This is a genomic window from Vibrio sp. 2130-1 (genome assembly GCF_033339515.1).
On record NZ_JAWOUT010000010.1, the window covers coordinates 150,430 to 172,555 of the forward strand.

The 22,126-nt window shown below is 45.2% G+C and carries 18 protein-coding genes; 7 read left to right on the forward strand and 11 right to left on the reverse strand.

Annotated features, from left to right (window positions below; all coding sequences use genetic code 11):
* Window positions 1-81: 81 nt before the first annotated feature.
* The 5 genes from xni to queF form a co-directional block, all read right to left on the reverse strand.
* On the reverse strand, window positions 82-864 hold the full coding sequence (gene xni, locus R7Q09_RS16295; RefSeq protein WP_053350270.1) for a flap endonuclease Xni: 783 nt from the start codon (window positions 862-864) through the stop codon (window positions 82-84).
* Between the two features lie 58 nt (window positions 865-922).
* Window positions 923-2,299 carry a nucleotide 5'-monophosphate nucleosidase PpnN gene (gene ppnN / locus R7Q09_RS16300; RefSeq protein WP_005383611.1) on the reverse strand — a complete coding sequence of 459 codons (1,377 nt, stop codon included), beginning with the start codon at window positions 2,297-2,299 and terminating at the stop codon, window positions 923-925.
* A gap of 291 nt (window positions 2,300-2,590) precedes the next feature.
* Window positions 2,591-4,156, reverse strand: coding sequence for a sensor domain-containing diguanylate cyclase (locus R7Q09_RS16305; protein ID WP_206954884.1), 1,566 nt, complete (start codon window positions 4,154-4,156; stop codon window positions 2,591-2,593).
* 98 nt (window positions 4,157-4,254) lie between these two features.
* Entirely contained in the window at window positions 4,255-6,537 is a 2,283-nt protein-coding gene (locus R7Q09_RS16310; protein ID WP_017635678.1) for a tetratricopeptide repeat protein, read from the reverse strand.
* A 164-nt stretch (window positions 6,538-6,701) separates the two neighbouring features.
* The gene (gene queF, locus R7Q09_RS16315; RefSeq protein ID WP_053306524.1) at window positions 6,702-7,547 is read right to left on the reverse strand and encodes an NADPH-dependent 7-cyano-7-deazaguanine reductase QueF; all 846 of its coding nucleotides are present in this window, start codon (window positions 7,545-7,547) and stop codon (window positions 6,702-6,704) included.
* 108 nt (window positions 7,548-7,655) lie between these two features.
* On the opposite strand from queF, the gene syd reads away from it, so the two are divergent.
* Both syd and R7Q09_RS16325 read left to right on the forward strand, forming a co-directional pair.
* Window positions 7,656-8,201: a SecY-interacting protein gene (syd, locus tag R7Q09_RS16320; protein ID WP_239932062.1), complete on the forward strand. Its 546-nt coding sequence runs from the start codon at window positions 7,656-7,658 to the stop codon at window positions 8,199-8,201.
* 2 nt (window positions 8,202-8,203) lie between these two features.
* Window positions 8,204-8,980: a Zn-ribbon-containing protein gene (locus R7Q09_RS16325; protein WP_258676536.1), complete on the forward strand. Its 777-nt coding sequence runs from the start codon at window positions 8,204-8,206 to the stop codon at window positions 8,978-8,980.
* Window positions 8,981-9,091: 111 nt separating this feature from the next.
* On the opposite strand, the gene R7Q09_RS16330 is transcribed toward R7Q09_RS16325, so the two are convergent.
* The 3 genes from R7Q09_RS16330 to metN are packed head-to-tail and all read right to left on the reverse strand — an operon-like array spanning window position 9,092 to window position 11,635.
* Window positions 9,092-9,901 carry a MetQ/NlpA family lipoprotein gene (locus tag R7Q09_RS16330; protein WP_005381966.1) on the reverse strand — a complete coding sequence of 270 codons (810 nt, stop codon included), beginning with the start codon at window positions 9,899-9,901 and terminating at the stop codon, window positions 9,092-9,094.
* A 32-nt stretch (window positions 9,902-9,933) separates the two neighbouring features.
* Window positions 9,934-10,611 (reverse strand): methionine ABC transporter permease, encoded by a 678-nt coding sequence (locus R7Q09_RS16335; protein WP_005383604.1) that lies wholly within the window; start codon window positions 10,609-10,611, stop codon window positions 9,934-9,936.
* The gene (gene metN / locus R7Q09_RS16340; RefSeq protein ID WP_005381962.1) at window positions 10,601-11,635 is read right to left on the reverse strand and encodes a methionine ABC transporter ATP-binding protein MetN; all 1,035 of its coding nucleotides are present in this window, start codon (window positions 11,633-11,635) and stop codon (window positions 10,601-10,603) included. Before metN ends, R7Q09_RS16335 begins: the two co-directional genes overlap by 11 nt.
* A 341-nt stretch (window positions 11,636-11,976) precedes the next feature.
* Here metN and gmhB point away from each other — a divergent pair, with 341 nt between their 5' ends.
* The 4 genes from gmhB to treC all read left to right on the forward strand — a co-directional run bounded on the left by gmhB (window position 11,977) and on the right by treC (window position 16,924).
* A complete protein-coding gene (gene gmhB, locus R7Q09_RS16345; RefSeq protein WP_005383603.1) occupies window positions 11,977-12,528 on the forward strand; it encodes a D-glycero-beta-D-manno-heptose 1,7-bisphosphate 7-phosphatase in 552 nt (183 codons plus the stop codon).
* A 74-nt stretch (window positions 12,529-12,602) separates the two neighbouring features.
* Window positions 12,603-13,550, forward strand: coding sequence for a trehalose operon repressor TreR (gene treR / locus R7Q09_RS16350; RefSeq protein WP_213866976.1), 948 nt, complete (start codon window positions 12,603-12,605; stop codon window positions 13,548-13,550).
* A gap of 176 nt (window positions 13,551-13,726) precedes the next feature.
* Window positions 13,727-15,151 (forward strand): PTS trehalose transporter subunit IIBC, encoded by a 1,425-nt coding sequence (gene treB, locus R7Q09_RS16355; protein WP_005383602.1) that lies wholly within the window; start codon window positions 13,727-13,729, stop codon window positions 15,149-15,151.
* Between the two features lie 87 nt (window positions 15,152-15,238).
* On the forward strand, window positions 15,239-16,924 hold the full coding sequence (gene treC, locus R7Q09_RS16360; RefSeq protein ID WP_318070993.1) for an alpha,alpha-phosphotrehalase: 1,686 nt from the start codon (window positions 15,239-15,241) through the stop codon (window positions 16,922-16,924).
* A 100-nt stretch (window positions 16,925-17,024) separates the two neighbouring features.
* On the opposite strand, the gene R7Q09_RS16365 is transcribed toward treC, so the two are convergent.
* The 3 genes from R7Q09_RS16365 to R7Q09_RS16375 all read right to left on the reverse strand — a co-directional run bounded on the left by R7Q09_RS16365 (window position 17,025) and on the right by R7Q09_RS16375 (window position 20,269).
* The gene (locus R7Q09_RS16365; RefSeq protein WP_064369036.1) at window positions 17,025-17,924 is read right to left on the reverse strand and encodes a hypothetical protein; all 900 of its coding nucleotides are present in this window, start codon (window positions 17,922-17,924) and stop codon (window positions 17,025-17,027) included.
* A 131-nt stretch (window positions 17,925-18,055) separates the two neighbouring features.
* Window positions 18,056-19,576 (reverse strand): transcriptional regulator, encoded by a 1,521-nt coding sequence (locus R7Q09_RS16370; protein WP_017821759.1) that lies wholly within the window; start codon window positions 19,574-19,576, stop codon window positions 18,056-18,058.
* Between the two features lie 90 nt (window positions 19,577-19,666).
* On the reverse strand, window positions 19,667-20,269 hold the full coding sequence (locus R7Q09_RS16375) for a YitT family protein (protein WP_025768905.1): 603 nt from the start codon (window positions 20,267-20,269) through the stop codon (window positions 19,667-19,669).
* Window positions 20,270-20,616: 347 nt separating this feature from the next.
* Here R7Q09_RS16375 and glyA point away from each other — a divergent pair, with 347 nt between their 5' ends.
* The gene (gene glyA, locus R7Q09_RS16380) at window positions 20,617-21,867 is read left to right on the forward strand and encodes a serine hydroxymethyltransferase (RefSeq protein ID WP_318070994.1); all 1,251 of its coding nucleotides are present in this window, start codon (window positions 20,617-20,619) and stop codon (window positions 21,865-21,867) included.
* Window positions 21,868-22,126 lie beyond the last annotated feature (259 nt).

Sequence of the window (22,126 nt, forward strand, 5' to 3'; positions counted from 1 at the left end):
GTGATTAGAATAGAAAAAGCGCCTTCAAATGGCGCTTTTTTAATATCTGAGGGTTTCATGGTGTGAAACTACCATCGGGCACTACTCCGCTTTGTTTGGTCCTAAAAAGCGAATATCTTGCAAGTTAAAGCCTAGTTCTATATCGCACTTTAAAGCGGCGACGCGTTTACATAAACGAGCAGACTCAATGTGCTCATCCAATTTTTTACGGTATTTCGGTACGAGATCTTCACTAGCGTAGGCAGCTTCAATACTCTCAAACTGAGTGAGAATCTCTTTCGCTGCTTTCGGGCCAATTCCAGGTACGCCCGGAACCTGGCTAGAGCTTATCCCTGTCAATCCCCAGTAATCCGCTAGTTGACTTGGTTTTACGCCGAACTCTTTTTCGATAAATGGTTCATCTAACCAACGATGTTGGAAATAATCACGGATTTGTAGGGTAGGGGAAAGTAGCTGGCAGTAACCTTTGTCAGTCGAAACGATGGTGACTTTTTCACCATGGCTGGCCACTTTCGTTGCGAGTGTAGCAACCAAATCATCTGCTTCATCGCCTTCAGACAGCAATGAATCAATACCTTGCTCCCACCACGCTTGTTGAATCGCATCTAACCCTTGCAGTAGTGGCAGAGGCATTGGTTTTCGGTTTTGCTTATAGTCAGGGAGAATTTCAGCGCGCCAACCTCTGTCTTGTTCGTGGTGATCAAAAACTGCGATGATGTGTGTCGGGTTGGCCTCTGACAGAATGCGAGTGAGGGTTCTTTGCGTTGTGCTTATGGTTCTTGCTATGTCGGTTGGATCTGGTTGTGCTGAGTGCACTCGGCGGATCAGGTTTAGGGCATCAATGATAACAAGATGAATAGACATAATGACTTAGCAATAAAAAAGGGGCGTAATGCCCCTAGTGTAACGAATGCTAGCCTGACTATCGACCACCAATTTCCGGGTGAGCGATTCGATAACACGGTTCGTAGTCTGAACCGCCAGGTAATTTCATTCGGTGCTGTTCGACAAAGTCTTTTAGCAACTTATCGAGTTTTTTCATGAGGACTGCGTCGCCATGAATGGTGAAAGGCCCTCTACGTTCTATTTCTCGAATACCTTCAGCCTTTACGTTACCTGCAACTATGCCAGAGAAGGCTTGACGCAAGTTGGCCGCTAAAACTTGCGGTTCTTGATCTAGGCTTAAATCCAATTGTTCCATCGACTCATGAGTAGGTTCAAATGGCAGTTGGAAGTTTGGCTCAATTTTCAATGACCAGTTAAAGCTGTACGCATCGCCTTTCTCTTTTCGGTGAAGGCGTACCGAGTCCATGGAGCGTTTCATAATACGAGCGACTTCTGCCGGGTCGTCAATGATGATCTCGTAGTGCTTTTGCCCTTCCTCACCAAGTGTGTCGCGAATGAACTCATCAATAGAGCGGAAGTACTCTTCACTCTCTTTTGGTCCTGTTAATACGATAGGCATTGGCTGATCGGCGTTATCCGGGTGCATCATGATGCCAAGAATGTACAGTAGCTCTTCCGCTGTGCCCGGGCCACCTGGGAAAATAACGATACCATGAGCCATACGGACGAAGGCTTCCAAGCGCTTTTCGATGTCGGGCATGATGACCAGTTCATTTACTATTGGGTTTGGTGGCTCGGCCGCAATAATCGAGGGCTCGGTTAAACCAAGATAACGTTGCTGAGTATAACGTTGCTTTGCGTGCCCAATCGCTGCACCTTTCATCGGCCCTTCCATTGCGCCAGGGCCGCAACCTGTACAGATGTTAAGTTCACGCAGGCCCAGTTCGTTACCCACTTCACGTGTGTACTGATACTCCACTCCATTGATAGAGTGACCACCCCAACATACGACAAGATTCGGTGCGATACCTGGAGTTAATGCTCTTGCATTACGAAGAATGCCGAACACGAGGTTCGTAATGTGAATTGGGTTAGTAAGGTTGAGCCGCTGGGCGTCTGCCAAATGCATGTTTACGTAAACGATATCACGCAATACGGAGAACAGATGCTCTTGGATACCTTTAATTATTTCGCCGTCAACAAAAGCGTGCTCTGGCGGATTAGTCAGTTCAAGCTTAATACCACGCTCACGACGCACGACGTTGACATCAAACGATTGGTATTTATCGAGCAGTTCTTTCGAGTTATCGGTATGGCTACCGGAGTTCAACACCGCTAATGTGCAATTACGGTACAGCTGATAAAGTTCACTCGAGGCTGTGTTCTTTAAGCGCTCTACTTCTAGTTGAGATAGCAAGTCCATGCTACCAGCGGGGCTTATATGGGTAATCATAACGCCTCCTTGTGTTGCATTAATTTGAGGGAAAGTACCAACTTACCTTTTGGGTGTTATACGTATGGTTTGATGAAAGGTAGTTGGCCGATTTGGTTTTATGGTTATCAACTCCCAAGCAACCTCAAGATGATACATTTGCCTTTTATAAATACATCATTTTGAAGTGACTTGGGTTTTTACAGCTTAGCAGACTAAAAGGGAAGAAATGTGATAACTCGTTGAAAATGGGTGGTTATAAAGCGTAGATTGCACCAAATTTGGTTTGTTTGCTCGCTTTTTGTACGAATCTTAGCTCCAGTTAAGCTGGTTTGTTCCACGTTTTTTAGCGTCCGCAAGCATCTTGCCAAGACGATCGAGCACATACTCTGGCGTATCGGACTCTTTGAAAGACGTCGATACAGCAGCTAAGGTAATCATGATATTTTGCTCACGGAACTTAAAGGGTAATTGGCTAATATCACGCTGGATATGCTTAATCAGATCCAGTGTGTATTCTTCAGATTGTTCCGGGACGAGTAGAATAAACTCCTCGCCACCAAAGCGAGCTACTGTTTCCGTTTCTGATACGCGCTTGTTAATAGTACGAGCGATGATCTTCAGCGCTTTATCGCCAGCCGTATAACCATAGCTATCATTCACCGCTTTGAAGTTGTCTACATCAAATAGCACAACACGAAGGTTTTGCTGAGAGCGAATCCAACGGCGATACTCTAGCTCTAGTCGATCGTTAAATGCAGTGCGGTTATAAACTTTAGTCAGCGGGTCGAGCAACATACGCTGAGCTTGGTCATCTAAGCGTCGACGATAATCTTGCGTAGTTTCAAATACCGCTTCGAGTTGGTTCTTACTGTAACTTAACCGCTCTTGCAGCGCTTGCTCTCGCTCTTCCGTCATTTTCAGTCGCTCTGTCAGCGACGCCATTTTTTCGAGAAGAGGCGTGATTTCTTTTTTCACAACCGCAATATCTTGAGCTTGATTAAGTGACTTTTGGCTTAATTCAACCAAGCTGTTCATTTCTATGTTGAGCTCTTGGCGGTGTTCAAAGTAGGTATGATGCTGGTCGACGTTCTGATGAACGGTTTTTAGGTTACTTGCGAGAGAAGTGTTCAGCTGATCAAGGAATTGGCTAGACGCCTCGCGCTCGAACTTTGTTGCTTCGACAACCAATTTCAGCGTTGAGAGCGTAAGCTCAATGAGAGACTCGGCACTCACGCCAAGGAGCAACTTAGCGCGAATATCCAGCAATCTATCGCCTGATTCTCCCTCGAAATCCAGCTCTGTAATAGTATGTTGGAGGTCGCTGGCTAAGCACTCAAGCTGAGATCTGTCGGGATTGTTTTCAAATTCACTAAGATGTAGACGTGAATTAGACGTGATGATTTTCAGAGCGCGTTCGTAAATACTCAGTAGCTTAGTGGCTTGATCAGCTTTATTGCTGGCGTGAACTTCAGAGAAACTCATCAGGTTCCGTAGTTCACGTTTTAACTGCGCAGGTAAGCCCGTGACACGTTGCAGTGTTTCACCACTGTGCTTGATTTGTTCGTCAAGGTAACCGTTTTGTTTATCCATCGTCTTCGACTGCTGTTTGAGCATCCTCTCTAATACCGCTAAACGCGGGATAAGAGTGCTGATATCTTTTTGATGTTGCAGCTCTTGTTGGATTTCAAATAGGTAGTTGGATACCTGAGTATTCGAACCCTGGCAAGCTGAAGACAATGATGCCACAACGCGTTTAAGAACTTGTTGTTCACGTTTGAATTTGAGTGAAGTATCACGATGAGTCAGTCTGAGTTGGTCAAGTTGACAACTCAGCTGATGCAGCTGCGACTGAATATCGGATTCCAAGATTCCCATGAAGTGACTACGGTTAAGTCCATGTACTACTGACAATTATCTGATAATAACAAAAAACTTTATAGCGTCATTAGTTATTACGTTCAACAGGCGTTTAATTATCCATTTTTTAATATTTTCTTGATGTCGTCCTCATTCTTGTAGGACGAATGGATCTTGATCAGGCCTTGGCTAATGGCATGTTGACAGGCAGTTCTTATGTTACCTGTTGCAAAGCTAGCAGCAGGCGCATTATCGATGGCTTTTAAGAACACCCAGTGGCTTTGCTTATCCTTCAAGCTGACTTCTCGTGCGATGTGAGTCGCAAGTAACAACAGATCAAGTAATTCCTCATCGTTAATTGCAGTGTAGGCTCGGGGTAAGAACGGATAATCACTGATGCCCATACGAATAATACGATTGACGTTGTGCTGCTGTGCGAACTCATCCACCCAAGTCTGGAATTTTTCGAACATGACTTCGGCAGAAGCATCACGGTCAGCGTTCGGTTCTATGTAGAGTAAGTTCGCATCTGAGAAATGGTAAAGACGCGACGGTTTTTCTATTTTTTCCGCAAGGAAGTCGCCAAATGCCCGTTCTAGTTCTAGACCTGCCTTATAGCCGTTATGGACGTACATGCTTCGTAAGAATGGCAAATCGATCATAACAAAGCGTAGGCGATCATTAAGTGGTTCGTGGATCAATTCACCCATTTGCCATTGCTCGAAAGTTTCGCTCGACTTTTTCAATGAGCGAGAAAGCTTAACATTCAGCATACGCAAGTTACGTAAACGAGAGCGAGAGTGGGTGAAGAGGTCGTTACGCAGTTTTTCGATTTCACTTGCTTGGCGCTGCATAATGACACCACGGCGCATAATGAACAAAAACATGACCAAGACAGTAATAAACAATGCAAATGAGATTTTCTGGAATTTACGATGCTCTCTTTCCACTTGCTCTAAGCGTTCTGATTGACCGATGTAATGGATGGTTTGTTCGGCAAATTCTTTTTGCTGACGGAACGCATCCTCACTGATTTGGTTAAGCTGCTTTTGTTCTAGACGAACGAGGTTGGTGTATTTTTTATAAGCTTGCAGAGAAAGTTTGTATTCGCCTGCCTGCTCGTAACCCAACCCAAGTAAACGGTATGACTGCTGCTTAATGAAGTTGTTATTTTCAGGTGACTTTTCAGCAAGCGCTAACGCCAGCTTAGCATTAGTAATGACGTCTTTACTGTCATTTTGATGATAAGCCAGACCTGACTGAAGCAGGGCAGCCTTTGCTTCAAGCTTAGGAATATTGGTGTATTCTAAAAGCTCTTTAGAGCGGTCTAAGTACTGCTCTGCTAGCGCGTAGTTATAGAGTTGTAGGTAGGTAGCCGCCAAGCTTAAGCGAATTTTAATGATTCTATTGATGTTCTTACTGGTACTTTCATGGTCAAGCACGTTGAAGTAATGCACTAACGCAAGGTTAAACTTACCCTGATAAAAGTAGATGTCGCCCATTTGCTCTAGGACGTCCGCTAGGATCGGAGAGCTAGGGTAAGAGTCATAAAAATCTGCGGCTTGAGATAAGTATTCGATCGCTTTGTCGTACACTCGTCGCTCCTGGAAGAGCCTAGCCAAAAGGCGATTCACTTTTGCTAATCTTGCACCACTGTTACTTTCAATAGATTGCCAATAACCGTATAGCAGTTCTGACAAAGCCAAATTGTATTTCTTGCTATTGAGGTAAAACTCGCCGACGGCTGTGTAGTAGTCGATCAAGGCTAACTCAGAGCGGCTATCGTCAAGCATGGTCTTTGCTTCAGAGTACAAGTTTTCCGCTTTAATGATATCGCCACTATGTGAAGCGAGGAGTGCTCTTTGCATCACTAGTCGGTAGCGAACACTGTCGGTGCGTTGTAATACGGCATCGGCTTCATCGAGCTGTTGTTCAATTTGGTTAAGCGTGTCTTCCGCTTTTGAGTAGTTTTCGTCGTACATCCAAATCATTTGGTTGCGCATCAGCTGGAGATCTAAGTCCATGTACGGCAATTGATATTCTTGCGCTAAGCGTTCCGCTTTATTTAGGTGCTCGATAGCCGAACGAACATTACCCATGGCGTAATCTGCCTGAGCGATAATCTTGTGAGCTTCGATGGTGCTGCTTGGTGTGCGAACGCTACGATCTGTTTCGTCGCGAGACATGGCTGAAGGGCTGTCACTTTCTTTGCGTTCTGTTAGTTCACGCTGTGACAAATAGTTGGTTGCCGCTTGTTTTGCTTGTGATGGCTCTATTTCCGCCAATTGTTGTGCTTCGTTGAGTAACGCGGACGATAAAATGGTAGCATGAAGTGGCTGTACAAACAGCAAGCAAAGAAAGCCAATCAACTTGAATAGACGCGAACTGTCCCAAAACATCCTTTCGTTCCCTCGAACTGTTTTTAGATATGGCGATAACGGCGAAAAGCCTCAATTAGCCGTTTAAATGCGGGTTGAAGCCATTTGATATAGTAACATGCTTGGACAATAAAAACGTCCGGCAACCCTTTAGATTGCCGAACTTATTTCTGTTGCCTATGCGTTTACTGACGAGCCATACGGTGATTGTGAGCTGGCTTATCTTGTTCCGTTGAGCGGTAAGGGTTGATATCCAAGCCTCCACGGCGCGTATAGCGGGCAAATACGGTCAGTTTACTTGGTTGGCAGTATTTCATTAGATCCGTAAAAATACGCTCTACACACTGTTCGTGGAACTCATTGTGCTCGCGGAAAGACACTAAGTAACGTAACAGCTTCTCACGATCTATTTTTGCGCCTTGGTAGCGAATTTCTACACTGCCCCAGTCGGGTTGGTTAGTGATCAAACAGTTTGATTTCAATAGGTGGCTATGTAGCACCTCTTCAACTTGTATTTTACCTGCCGCACCTTCAAGCAAATCGGCATCAAAATCGTAACTGGTGATGTCAATGTCTTGGTCATCTACACATTCACCGTCCATTGTCACGATAGGTTGATTGGTATAGTGGGTCACTGGATTCACCTCAACCAGCACCTTTTCACCTGCGCATTCAGAAAGGTCTTGTGTTAAACGCTCAGTCACTTCTTCCCAGCTTGCAAAGCGGGTTTGGTTATAGCTGTTTAAGTACAGTTTGAAAGACTTCGATTCAATCAAGTTTGCGCTGGTGGCTGGAATGTATACTTCGCCAACGGCCACTTGTGGTAAACCTTTACTATTTAACCAAGACAGTTCGTACAGCGTCCAAATGTCGTGCCCCATGAAAGGCAGAGTATCGCCTAACTGGAGGTCATCTCGGTTCAGGCTGCGAGGGACTGGTTGCAGCAAGCTTGGGTCATACTGGTTCGCATACTCGGTCGTTTTACCTAGTGTTAAGCCAGCAAGCTCTTTAGCGTCAGAATATTTGCTCATACTTTGTGGTCGTTTTCGATTAGAATGGCGAGAATTTTACTGAATCCGCTGGTCAATTGCCATCCGGCAAGTACGGCTATCTGATAAATAAGGAATGAGGAGACCTTCATGACCCAAAACGTTACTCAGGCGCTACAAGAGTTCAGCCTGCGCTACCAACAAGCTTGGCAAGCTAAGCACAATGAGTTGCCAAGCAGTGAAGAGCTTGCAGAGCTTGTTTCTCCTTGTGTCGAAGAGAAGCGTGATGGAAAGGTGCTTTGGAAAGCGGTCGCACGTGATGAAATGGCCGATTTCACCAATGTGGAAAATGCGATTGAGTTGTCACTGCAAGATGATGTTAAAGCCTTTTATGGTTCTCAATACTGCTCTGATATGGAGGCAACTTGGCAAGGTAATTCGTTGACGCTGCTGCAAGTGTGGAGCGATGACGATTTCGTGCGCCTACAAGAAAATATTCTTGGTCATTTGGTGACGCAGCGCCGCTTGAAACTTAAACCAACAGTATTTATCGCAGCGACAGATGAGGAAATGGATGTGATTTCTATTTGTAACCTCACTGGCAATGTGATTCTAGAGCGTTTGGGCACCTCTAAACGTGATGTATTGGCAGATTCATTGGTTGAGTTCTTGAATAAGTTAGAGGCTGCCGTCTAAGTATGTATGTTGTTGAGTTGCAGTTTGAGTGTTTTGATAACACCACCGTCAGCGCGGTAGACAAAGCCATTAATGGCTTGATGGATGCTCTGCGTTACAACGGCCAAGTATTGGGTCGTGAATTTCCGATAGTGATGGGAGAAGGTGAATTTTTCGTTCGTGTTGTTTGCCCAGAACAAGACAGCTTGCATCCACGTTATCACTCAGATTTCGTCAAAGTGTGCATGAACCGTTTGTCGGATGCGTCTTTGCTTGCTCCGAAAATGCGTATGCTGGGGCGTGATTTGAATTCAGAACAAGCAGCCGAAGAAGAGACACCTAGCTGGCAAGTGTTGTACACGACTTATGTTCATACGTGTTCGCCTTTGCGAAGTGGTGAAACCCTGTTGCCAATTCCTTTGTATCGTAATGAGCCAACACTTAATGGAGACCATAAAGCCGTCATTAAGTGGCAGACTGAGTGGCAAGCGTGTGATGAAATCCAAATGGCAGGGGGCTGCCGAGCGGAACATGCGGCGCTGCACGAAATTTGCGATGTGGATAGTGTGCTGTTTCGCCGAGGTTGGGACTTACGTGGCCGTATCGAATACATCACGAAGATCCCTACGTACTATTACCAGTATCGTGTCGGTGGTCAGTCGCTGGAGAGCGAGAAAGCGCGCAAGTGTCCAAAATGCGGTGGAGAGTGGCTACTCGATGAGCCACTACATGACATATTTCATTTTAAGTGTGATGACTGCCGAATCGTGTCGAATATCTCTTGGGACCATCTTAAGTAGCGAATTGAAGCTACTTAAATGGGTAGATAGACAAATAGAAAGGGCTGATGTTTTCACATCAGCCCTTTTGTGTTTAGAACGTTGTTTTCAGTCATGTTTTGAAAAGTGGGATTACCAACCTTTCACAACACCGCCTTTGAACAGCTCTTTTGCCGCTTCGTAAACTTCTTCCGTTTGGTAAGCTTTTACGAAGTTTTGTACGTTTTGCGCATTAACATTTTCTTCGCGAGCGACAATTAGGTTTACGTATGGTGAGTCTTTATCTTCAACGAACACGCCGTCACGCTCTGGCGATAGGTCGATAGAGCTTGCGTAAGTGGTGTTGATGATAGATAGCGTTACGTCATCCAATGAACGCGGAAGCTGTGGGGCTTCTAGTTCAATGATTTCGATATTTTTAGGGTTGCCTACGATGTCACGTACTGTAGCGAGTAGACCAACGCCATCACGTAGCGTAATCAAACCTTGTTGCTCAAGAAGCAGTAGTGAGCGACCTAGGTTAGTTGGGTCGTTTGGTACTGCGATGCGTGCGCCATCTTGAATTTCATCAATTGATTTTACTTGCTTTGAGTAACCAGCAATAGGGTAAACGAATGAGTTACCCGCGATAGCCAGTTTGTAGCCGCGGTCTTTCACTTGTTGATCTAGGTATGGTTTGTGTTGGAACGCATTCGCGTCTACTGAACCATCATCCAGAGCGGCGTTTGGTGTTACGTAATCGGTAAATGTTACTAGCTCAACGTCTAGGTTGTATTTCTCTTTTGCTACTTTAGCGGCAACTTCGGCTACTTGTGCTTCAGCACCAGCAATAACGCCAACTTTTACTTTGTTTACGTCTACTTCTTTGTCGCCGCAACCCGCTAGAGCAAGAGCAGAGGCAGCCGTTGCTACAGTCAAAAGACCTTTAAGGCTAAATTTCATCTTTATCTCCTTATAATTTGTATTTTTGATACTTATCTGTGGTCTACACGGCGCACCACTGCGTCACCGATAGACTGAATAATCTGTACTAGAACAATCAACATCACGACAGTCACGGCCATGATAGTTACATCGTAGCGGTGGAAACCGTAACGAATGGCTACGTCACCTAGGCCGCCGCCGCCTACCGTACCCGCCATAGCTGAGTAGCTAACGAGAGTGACCAAGGTAATCGTTACTGAGTTAACAATAGTCGGCATTGCTTCAGGTAGTAGAACTTTTGTGATGATCTGTGTTGGTGTCGCCCCCATTGACTGCGCTGCTTCCACCAAGCCTGTCGGTACTTCTAATAAAGCACCTTCAATAAGACGAGCGACAAAAGGAATGGCGCCAATAGTCAGTGGGACGATTGCTGCGGTTGTACCGATAAAGGTTCCAACTAGCATTTTTGTCACTGGAATAATCGCAACCATCAGTACGAGGAATGGCACAGAACGACCAATGTTAACGATAGCGCCTAAGCCGCTATTTAGTTTGGTGTTTTCAAGTAGGCCGCCTTTCTTAGTAATATGGAGGATTACGCCTAATGGAATACCCACAGCAAAGCCGACTAATCCGGCAACCGCAACCATGTAAAGCGTTTCCCACGTTGCACCTAAAAGTAGTTTGCTGTTTAAGCTCAGCCATTCAGAAATCGTATTAAAGGACATAACCAAGTACCTCTACTTTTACGTTGTGCTTACGCAGGTATTCAAGAGCTGCGTTGTCATCTTCTTCGTTACCAAATAGCTCTGCGACCATCATGCCGAATTTCACGCCACCAGCGTAATCAAGGTCGGAACTCAAAATACTCACATCAATATTGTATTTACGAGAAATTTGCGACATTAACGGTGCATCGACGGTTGCGCCAGTAAACTCTAAGCGAACCAGCGGGTAGCTGCCATCAACACGCTCTGCTTGCAGACGAGCTTGGTAATCTTCAGGAATGGAAAGATCCAGCGTTGAGCGAATGAATTGGTGCGCTAGCTCTGTCTTAGGGTGCGCAAAAATATCGCCAACGGTGCCTTTTTCCACCAGCTCACCACCACCGATGATTGCTACTTCGTGACAGATACTTTTTACGACTTCCATTTCGTGAGTGATAAGTAAAATCGTGATGTTGAGTTTGCGGTTGATCTCTTTCAATAACTCAAGGATAGATTGAGTTGTTGCCGGGTCTAGCGCACTAGTGGCCTCATCACAAAGCAGCACGCTAGGATCGGATGCTAATGCACGAGCAATTGCCACACGCTGTTTTTGTCCGCCACTTAAGTTAGATGGGTAGCTCTCGTGTTTGTCGGCTAAGCCTACAAGCTTTAGCAACTCAGTTACTTTTGTTGTGATTTGCGATTTGTCTTTACCTGCCAGTTCTAGGGGTAATGCCACATTATCAAACACAGTACGAGACGAAAGCAGGTTAAAGTGCTGGAAGATCATGCCAATGTTACGGCGTGTTTCGACTAGTTGTTTTTTACTGAGTTTGGTTAGATCTACACCATCAACGATGATGGAACCAGAAGTCGGTGCTTCTAGCATGTTGACACAGCGGATCAGCGTACTTTTACCAGCACCTGATGAACCGATAACACCAAAGATGGTGCCTTTGTCGATGTGTAGGTTAATGTCTTTCAGGGCAAGGATTTCCTTACTGCCTTGGTAGAACACTTTATTGACGTTTTTTATTTCTATCATGTTTCAACCTGCCCAAAGATACGGGGAACTTCGCTGTCAAAAACGGCCTTTGACAGAACTTAATGTTGAGCTTTATCTCAATTTTCAGTTGATGCTATGGGTTAAGCAGAATGAAGTCAATAGATATTTTTACGTCTAGACGTCTAAATGTATGGATGTTCTGTTTTGAAACGAAGATGTATAGATAACAAGCAGGAGGTAGACGGCGGGGCACCCTCAGATTTACCGATTCTTGCCCAACAAATCAACCGTTTTGTCGAGGCCTAGAATGAATTAGATAGTGTTGAAGTTTATAAGGTATGTAATAATCTGATTAAACCGAGTTAATAGAGAAATACGTTTTGGCAAAACCTGCTGTTTTTATCGATCGTGATGGCGTGATAAACGTTGACCACGGCTACGTTCATGACGAACATGATTTTGAGTACATTGATGGTGTATTTGAAGCGACGAAAGCGCTAAAAGATAAAGGCTACCTTCTAGTGTTAGTGACGAATCAATCGGGCATCGCACGCGGTAAATTCAGTGAAGACCGTTTCTTGTCTCTGACTCAATGGATGGATTGGAACTTTGCTGATAATGGTGTTGAGTTCGATGGTATCTATTACTGTCCACATCATCCAGAACATGGCATTGGCGAGTACAAGCAAGATTGTGCGTGCCGTAAGCCAAAACCAGGCATGTTCATTTCTGCGCGTGACTTCTTGAAGATCGACATGGAGAAATCTGTGATGATCGGCGATAAAGCTGAAGACATGATGGCAGCAGAAGCGGCAGGCGTTGGCACTAAGATTTTGGTTCGCACTGGTAAGCCAGTAACGGAACAGGGCGAAGCCATTGCAACGGTAGTATTAGATAGCATTGCAGATGTGCCTGCGTACTTAAACAAGTAATCTTCATTACTGACTGAGATAAGGGAAGCCACTGCTTCCCTTTTGTTTGATTCCTTCTTTTAGTCTGAACACTTATGAGCAAAAAACTCACCATTCTTGATATCGCAAAATTGGCAGGCGTGGGCAAATCGACAGTAAGCCGTGTGCTTACTAACGATCCAAAAGTGAAACCCCAAACGCGAGAGAAGGTTGAGCAAATTATTCGTGAATCTGGTTATGTGCCGTCCAAATCTGCGCAATCAATGCGTGGCGGCAGCCAAAAAGTTATTGGGGTTATCATCTCCCGTTTAGATTCACCATCAGAAAATCGCGCCGTTGGTACCATGCTCAATGCTTTGTATTCCGCTGGTTATGATGCGGTGATCATGGAAAGCCAATTCGATCGCGATAAAACCAATGAGCATTTGGATGTGCTTAAACGTCGCAACGTCGATGGGGTGATCGTGTTTGGTTTTACTGGATGTGATGAGCGAGCATTGGCGGAGTGGGGGAATCGTATCGTCGTGATCGCGATGGACACGCAAATGGTTTCTTCGATCAACTACGATAACCAAGGTGTGATAGACATGGCTTTGTCTCACCTTGAGCAGCAATCTTTATCTCGCATTGCTTATATTGGTGTTGATCCTGAAGACAAAACCACTGGCTTAGCTCGTCTAAATGCTTATAAAGCTTGGTGTCAACGCAAGCAAATTGCACCTTGTTTCCAAACGGGTAAGTTGAGCCATGAAAGTGCTTATCAGTTGGTAGACAAAGTCCTTCAATCTGATACTCAGGCCATCGTGTGCGCCAGTGACACCATCGCGTTGGGCGTGATTAAGCGTCTTCAAGAGTTAGCACGTGAAGACGTGGTTGTGACAGGTGTTGGTGGTAATGAATTGCTCTCTTTCCTTTTCCCTAAAGTATTTAGTGTCGACCCAGGTTATACCCTTGCAGGTGAGAAGTCCGCTAACATGCTGATCAATCAATTAAATGGCGATGAGGAAGTGGTTCACTTTACTCAACAGCCTATCGTTTGTTAATCCACACTAAAACGATCTGCTCTAAAATTATACTGTGATCATTCTCAATTAATGGGACTGTTCCCATTTTGTTTTTTGTCTTCGAATGGCAATATTAAAATTAAGAAATGGGAATGTTCCCATTTATAAAAACAAAATGATGAATCGAATGTATCCAATACAGGGTGGACAAAGTTATGAGTAAGATTGCGCGTAAAGACGTGGAGCGTCTTATTGAGCTGGTCGGGGGGCCGGACAATATTGCCAGTGTAAGTCACTGTTTAACTCGCTTGCGTTTTGTTCTAAATGATACGGACAAAGCAGATACGAAACAGTTAGAAACATTACCGATGGTGAAGGGCTGTTTTACCAACGCAGGCCAGTTCCAAGTGGTTATCGGTACTGAAGTGGATGAAGTTTACAAGGTGCTGATCGGACTGACGGGTAAAAGTGAAGCCAGCAAAGACGAAGCGAAGAACGCTGCTCGTCAAAACATGAATATCGTTGAGCGTGGTATTTCCCACCTTGCAGAAATCTTTGTACCACTGCTACCAGCGATCATCACCGGTGGTCTGATCCTTGGTTTCCGTAACGTGATTGGCGACATCAAGATGTTTGATGGTCAAACGCTAACGGAAATCAGCCAGTTTTGGGCAACGGTACACTCTTTCTTATGGCTGATTGGTGAGGCGATCTTCTTCTTCCTACCGGTTGGCGTGTGTTGGTCGACAGTGAAAAAGCTCGGCGGTACTCCGATTCTGGGTATCACGCTTGGTGTGACATTGGTTTCGCCGCAGTTGATGAACGCCTACCTGATTGGTAAGCAAGTACCTGAAGTGTGGGACTTTGGCTTATTCGCCATCGAGAAAGTGGGCTATCAGGCGCAAGTGATTCCAGCAATGCTTGCTGGTATGGCTCTGGCGTTTATTGAAACCAACTTAAAACGCATCATTCCGTCTTACCTTTACCTAGTGGTCGTGCCGTTTGTCTCAATCATTGTGTCTGTGATTCTTGCGCACTCTATCATTGGTCCATTCGGTCGTATGTTGGGTGACGGCGTTGCTTTCGCAGCAAAAGCAGCCATGACGGGTGACTTCGCAATGATTGGCTCAACCATCTTCGGCTTCCTATACGCGCCATTGGTCATTACTGGTATTCACCACACCACCAACGCGGTTGACCTTCAATTAATGCAAGAGCTAGGCGGCACGCCAATTTGGCCTCTGATTGCGCTTTCAAATATTGCTCAAGCGTCTGCGGTCGTCGGCATCATTATCATCAGTAAAAAACATGGCGAGCGTGATATCTCAGTACCTGCGGCTATCTCTGCTTACCTTGGTGTGACCGAGCCGGCGATGTACGGCATCAACTTGAAATACAAGTTCCCAATGCTGAGCGCGATGATCGGTAGTGCGTGTGCTGCTGCTATTTGTGGTAGTGCGGGCGTAATGGCGAACGGTATCGGTGTGGGCGGTTTGCCGGGCATCTTGTCTATCCAACCGCAGTTCTGGGGCATTTTTGCTTTGGCTATGTTAGTCGCAATGCTGGTACCTGCTGCATTAACGTTAATTCTTTATAAGCGTGCACAAGCCAAAGGTGAGCTTGAGCCTGCAAACGCGTAATTCTATTTGAGGCAGTGACTTGGCTGCCTCCTCCTATTTTTCTTTTCAAATTTTAAGTTTCCGATTACTGGTAAGTGAGTGTTAGAAATGGCTATGACCAAGCATGATGAGAGCTGGTGGAAAACCGCAACCATCTATCAAATTTACCCAAAAAGCTTTTGTGATAGTGGCAGTAAAGGCACGGGCGACATCAAAGGGATCATTTCTAAGCTGGATTATCTTAAGCATCTTGGTGTGGATGCGATTTGGCTGACGCCGGTTTACCAATCGCCAATGATCGACAACGGTTATGACATCTCCGATTACTACTCGATCAATCCACAGTTCGGCACTATGGAAGATTTCGATACTTTGCTAGCAGAAGCGCATCAGTTGGGCATTCGTATCATCATGGACATTGTAGTGAACCACACGTCGACAGAACACAAGTGGTTCCAATCTGCACTGGGTGATAAAAACAGCCCATACCGTGATTACTACATCTGGAAAGATCCGGTAGATGGTGCTGAACCAAACAACTGGCAATCAAAGTTTGGTGGTAACGCTTGGGCGCTGGATGAAAAAACAGGCCAGTACTATTTGCACCTTTTTGCTAAAGAGCAAGCGGACTTAAACTGGGAAAACCCAGTAGTGCGTGAAGAAGTGAAAGAAGTCATCAGCTTCTGGGCAGACAAAGGTGTCGATGGTTTCCGTCTCGACGTTATCAACCTGATTTCTAAACAGCAAGATTTTCCAAGTGACGATATTGGTGATGGTCGCCGCTTCTACACCGACGGTCCACGTGTGCACGAATACCTTCAAGAGATTAGCGAATCTGTGTTTCAAAAATACGGCAGCGTGACGGTGGGTGAAATGTCTTCCACCACACTAGAGCACTGCCAGCAATATTCTTCGCTAGACGGCAAAGAGCTATCCATGGTGTTCAACTTCCATCATCTGAAAGTCGATTATCCAAATGGTGAAAAATGGACCAAAGCGCCGTTTGATTTCATTCAGTTAAAACAGATCTTCAATCATTGGCAAACGGGCTTAAATGGCAAAGGGTGGGGGGCGTTGTTCTGGTGTAACCACGACCAGCCACGCGTTGTGAGCCGATTAGGTAACGACGAGAAATACCGTGTTGAATCTGCCAAGATGCTTGCGGCATCAGTGCACATGATGCAAGGCACACCTTATGTTTATCAGGGGGAAGAGATCGGCATGACCAACCCAGATTATACCGAAATCAGCCAATATCGTGATGTTGAAAGTACTAACATGTACGACATCATGGTCAACCGTGATGGTGTATCTCATGAGGACATGATGGCGATCTTGGCACAGAAGTCGCGTGATAATTCACGTACACCAATGCAATGGAACAGTGCAAAACACGCGGGCTTTACTGAGGGAACGCCGTGGCTTGAAGTGGCGCAGAATTACTCTGAAATCAATGCTGAAGCTGCGGTTGCCGATTTGAACTCGGTGTTCTACTTTTACAAGCGTCTGATTGAACTGCGTAAACAGGTTCCAGTCATCACCGATGGCCGTTATGAAGATTTACTGCCAGAGCACAAACGTATTTTCGCTTACGCTCGTCAGAACGATAAGCAAACGCTGCTGTGTATCAATAACTACTACGCTGAAGAGGTGGAATGCGTTCTGCCAGAATGTTTTGATATGAGTAAGGCGAAAAACTTGCTATCTAACTATCAAAACTCAGCGAGCGCAGTCGCGTCAAACCATCAAGTGTTACGACCTTACGAAACTCGTATTTTATTGATAGAAGAATAAACTCGGGTGTCATCACCCCTAAGATTGATGTTCGAGATGAAGGCTTTGGTGTGCTCCCCCAAAGCCTTCTTTTATTGAGATATCTATAAAAAATGCGAGCTTATTTTGTTTCAATCGCTGTTAGCTGCACTTTCTCTTCGTTGATTTGTACTTGTTGTACTTTCAGCAGTTCAATTTGTTCTATCAGACCTAAGCTCGGATTAAACCAACGTTCTGCCGAAGTGGCGAACTCCATTGAGTCCATATCATCACAGTTTAGGTTGTAGATGTTCTCTTCCATCAGGTATGCCGCTTCAATTTTCTTGCCTGAGATCGAGAACGCTTTACGCATACCAGTCTCTCGGATTTGCTGTTGCCAAACCACTTGGCAAGATGCTGTCATAGGAAGGTTTTGTACCCACTCATGATCTTCAAAACGGTCTAGAAGGTTGTGAACTGCGTAGCCTGTAAGAGTGGTTTGCAGAGACATAGTTTCTTCACCGATGTCAATATTCGGGCTTTTCTCTTTTACGTCGTCACCGTTTAGGCGGAAAATCGGACTGCTGTGCATAAGCATGGCAATAAACTGATGACCAATGAAATAAGCGTCAGTGATTTCATGAAGTGCACCATCTGATCCTGCAAAGTAAAGCGTATTGCTCTCTTCGTCGTCGTTGTACTGCTCGTCTGAATAGTAGAACTGTTCGGCGCCGTAGTTCACCAAGTCATTAACCAATTGGACCATTGCCTCGCTGTTTGGGATTTGTGCCAATGCTGCCAATATTTGCTCGCTATCCATCGCTTGGAAGCTCAGTTTCATGTCGCCCTCTGGTTGGCCATCCAAGCTAAACGAATAGCTCAATTGTGTGTTTGGTACAGGAGCGAAGATTGAGTTGTGAATCGAGACGTCGAAACTTTCTTGAGGCATTTTGTTTGGATTCGCACTGCCAGAAGACGAACCTCCGCCACAGCCGTAAAGAGCCAGAGTTGCTGCTGCGATAAGCGTCATTTTGTTTAGCATGGTTTACATTCCTGATTGATAAGGCCGTTTCATGTTGGGCCGTTGCTTGAATGCGAGCATGCTAAGTTCAGTGAGAGAAAAAGGGCAAAAAACAAAAGCTAACAGGGGTTAATGAAAGCTTAATTTTATATTTAGGTCTTTGTTTTGTTTGGAGTTATTTCGTTGGCTACGTTAGTGCAATACTCGTTAATGAGCGCTTTCCATCGGCTTATGATTTCTTGATCGGTCACACTAACATGCAACGTTTTCCACGGTTGGAGGCAAGTCTCTTTTGATTCAGATTGAGAAAGACGCTCAAACAAGGTTTCGGAAGGTAAAACGCGCAGCAGCGCCACCAGTGATTCCATGTAGTTGAGACGGAACTGTTCAAGTTTGTTCTGCTTATAAGCAATGTGAGACACAAAGGTATAAATCAGTGCGTTTTGGATACGTGAGTCGCCATCTGGTGTCGTTAACAGAGCTTTTGCCCTGTCTAAGTTACCTAATTTGAAATGCAATAGACCTAACCAGAGGCTCAGCTCATCTGGCAAAACATCAAACGACGATTGTACTTGAGTTAAATACGCTTCCAGCTTTTGATGTTCGTGCTCGTATAAGGCGAGATGTCTTGCCGTTGTTATAGCCGCAAACTCATCAGATTGTCGGAGAGGTTGGCTAGAAAAGGCATTCTCGAATAACATTTTTTTGTGAATATCCGAAAGCTGCCACGTACTTGCCGAAGGTGCAGGCAGATTGAAGTATTGCGCGACATCCGAGTGCATTTGGAAAATATCCGATTGTAAGTCAGATAAACGCAGTGTGTACTCATTGCGAAACGCTAGCTTGCCCGTCGCAGGATAAATAAGGTTCATCTGCGCTTTCAAGATGCCCTGTTTTGTGCCGTCTTTTAACTCGATATTGAGCTCGTAGTCGCTGGTCTGCATGTTTCGTGCGCCAGGGAAATATGGCGCATGACCGATAGGATCAAGAAAGTAACTGGGAGCATCTTGGTTGGCGATGTCGGTGTATGGATATTCGACCTGTTGTTGCAGCAAGATGGCTTTGACCAGTATGCGGTATTTTCGCGCCTGAGAGCCGATTGAATCGACACGGTTGAGTAGTAGCTCGACTTTGGGAATCAGTAGTTGATGACGTGTTTGTTGTGTTGAGATTTCTTGGCGTTGCCATAACAAGCTTGCGAGCGTCACGCTACAAACTGCAAGTATGGCACACAAGCTATAAGCAAAAATCAGCTTGAAGTTCTTATTCCTCGCAACCTGAGTTGGGATAACGCGTCGATGGCTTTTCGCTGGTGGCACCAAACGAATATTGGCAGGGTTAAGAAAGTAGCCTTTGCGGGGGTAAGTGACTAAAAGCTTAGCGGCATCGTATTCGGGTAAGTACTGCTGTAGCAGGGCACGTAAGGTGCTAATGCGGTTCGTGAGCACATTCTTAGAGATGAACTTGCTCTGCCAAATGGTTTCAATAATGGTGTCAGCAGAGAGTGGGTGGCCAACGCTTGTTAACAGCAGTTCTAATAATTCAATGGTGCGAGGTTCAAGATCAATCGCGATAACATCTTGATGAAGGGTCTGTGTCTTCGGGTTATAGATCAGCTCTCCAATCGCAATATAACTGTGAGTCTGTTTAGCTTGTTGCAGAAAGTCGCGCATACCGTACCGATCTATTTGGAAATCGCGAAGTATTATATAGCGATTGGAGCGCGAAATCTTATAAATCGCGCTTCAATCATTATCAAAAATTTATGAACCGTAGGTCACGGAATAGCGGTGCGGTTTGTGGTTCATCGCTAACACGAGATTGAGTGCAAACGCCCCCAAAATTGAAAGGCCAATCACTTCTGGTGTGACAAAGAAGAATGAAGCAAACAGGATACATGCATCGATTGCCATTTGGCTTTTGCCAACTGAAATGCCAAATTTGTCTTGGATAAACAAACACAGCACGTTAAAGCCACCCAAGCTGGAGCGATGTCGGAATAGGATCAGCATACCGAGCCCCATTAAAAGCCCGCCTGCGACGGCGCAATAAACTTCATTTACCGATTCGAGCGAGATTAGCAAATAAAGATGATCGGCAAAGATAGAAACCAACGCGCCAGAAATGGCACTATTAATGGCGAAATGACGGCCGAAGCGTTTCCATGCTAGTAAGTAAAAAGGACTGTTTGCTAAAAAGTACAGCACACCAAAGGTAAAAGGTGTAAATTGGCTAATAAGCAGAGCCAATCCAGTCGTGCCTCCCGTTAGAAGGCTCGCGGATTGGAGAAAGAAAACGCCTTGAGCTACTAAAAAGGTACCCGTGAGAATCGCTATCCAGTCTTCTTTTAATGAGTGTTTTTCCATCAATATTGCAGTCATTAGTGATAAATAAGGCGTGCATAGTAGTAAAAAGATGATCTTTTCGGTAGCTAGAGGGTAAAATTTACGGTAAACCTATGTAATTGCTGTTTTACAGGGTGTAAAGCACAAATTTGACAGGCAATAGATTGTCGTTATGCGATTGCAATGCTGGCATGATAAACATTGCTTGTCATCATGAAAAAACTGCATGAGAAAAATTGTAAATTTCTCTTTATGACCTAAATCAAATTATGTAGAATGCGCGCCATTAGGGTGACGAAAACGTTTGCGTCGGGTCATTCAACAGTTTTTTTGCAACTTTCAGTACTAATCTGAGTCAGGAGATACAGATGCTTAAGCGTGATATGAACATCGCAGATTACGATGCGGAACTGTTCGCAGCTATCCAGGAAGAAACTCTTCGCCAGGAAGAACACATTGAACTTATCGCTTCTGAAAACTACACAAGCCCACGTGTAATGGAAGCGCAAGGTTCTCAGCTAACGAACAAATACGCTGAAGGCTACCCAGGTAAGCGTTACTACGGCGGTTGTGAGTACGTAGATAAAGCTGAAGCACTAGCAATTGAGCGTGCATGCCAACTATTTGGTTGTGAGTACGCTAACGTACAGCCTCACTCAGGTTCTCAAGCAAACAGCGCAGTTTACATGGCGCTTCTTAACCCTGGCGATACAGTTTTAGGCATGAGCCTAGCACACGGTGGTCACCTAACTCACGGTTCACCAGTAAACTTCTCGGGTAAGCACTACAACGTTATCCCTTACGGTATCGATGAAGCTGGTCAAATCAACTACGACGAGATGGAACAGCTAGCACTTGAACACAAACCTAAGATGATCATCGGTGGTTTCTCTGCTTACTCGCAAATCGTTGATTGGAAACGCATGCGTGAAATCGCTGACAAAGCAGGTGCTTACTTATTTGTTGATATGGCGCACGTAGCTGGTCTTATCGCCGCCGGTGAATACCCAACACCAGTACCGCATGCTCACGTGGTAACAACAACGACGCACAAAACACTAGCAGGTCCTCGCGGTGGTCTTATCTTGTCAAATGCTGGCGAAGATATGTACAAGAAATTGAACTCAGCAGTGTTCCCTGGTGGTCAAGGTGGCCCTCTAATGCACGTTATCGCTGGTAAAGCAGTAGCGTTCAAAGAAGCGATGGAGCCAGAGTTCAAAGCTTATCAAGCTCGCGTAGTGAAAAACGCAAAAGCAATGGTTGGTCAGTTCCAAGAGCGTGGCTACAAAATCGTATCTAACGGTACAGAAAACCACTTGTTCCTTGTTGACCTAATCGACAAAGATATCACTGGTAAAGACGCAGACGCGGCACTAGGTGCTGCAAACATCACTGTAAACAAGAACTCAGTACCAAATGACCCACGCAGCCCATTCGTAACGTCTGGTATCCGTGTAGGTACGCCAGCGATCACTCGCCGTGGCTTCACTGAAGAAGATGCAAAAGAGCTAGCAAACTGGATGTGTGACGTTCTAGATAACATCGGCAACGAAGAAGTTATCGAAGCGATAAAACAGAAAGTGCTAGAAATTTGTAAGCGTCTACCAGTTTACGCATAACATTTTTTGAAAATAACTCAGGCGAACTCGTTCTACTTCTGCGATTCCGTTTGATTATTTGATTGATGAAAGGTCCTCATTTGAGGGCCTTTTTGTTTGTCTGGCGTTTGGAATGAGATATAGCGAGAGTGTGTGATAAGGGGATGGCTACCAACACTGTCCCTTTCAATATATCCAAACCGCGTCATTCCGACGAGCCTAGGCGAGAGCAGGAATCTTGTTGAGGCACACTCTTTTACTCAGCGTTTCCCTAAAAATC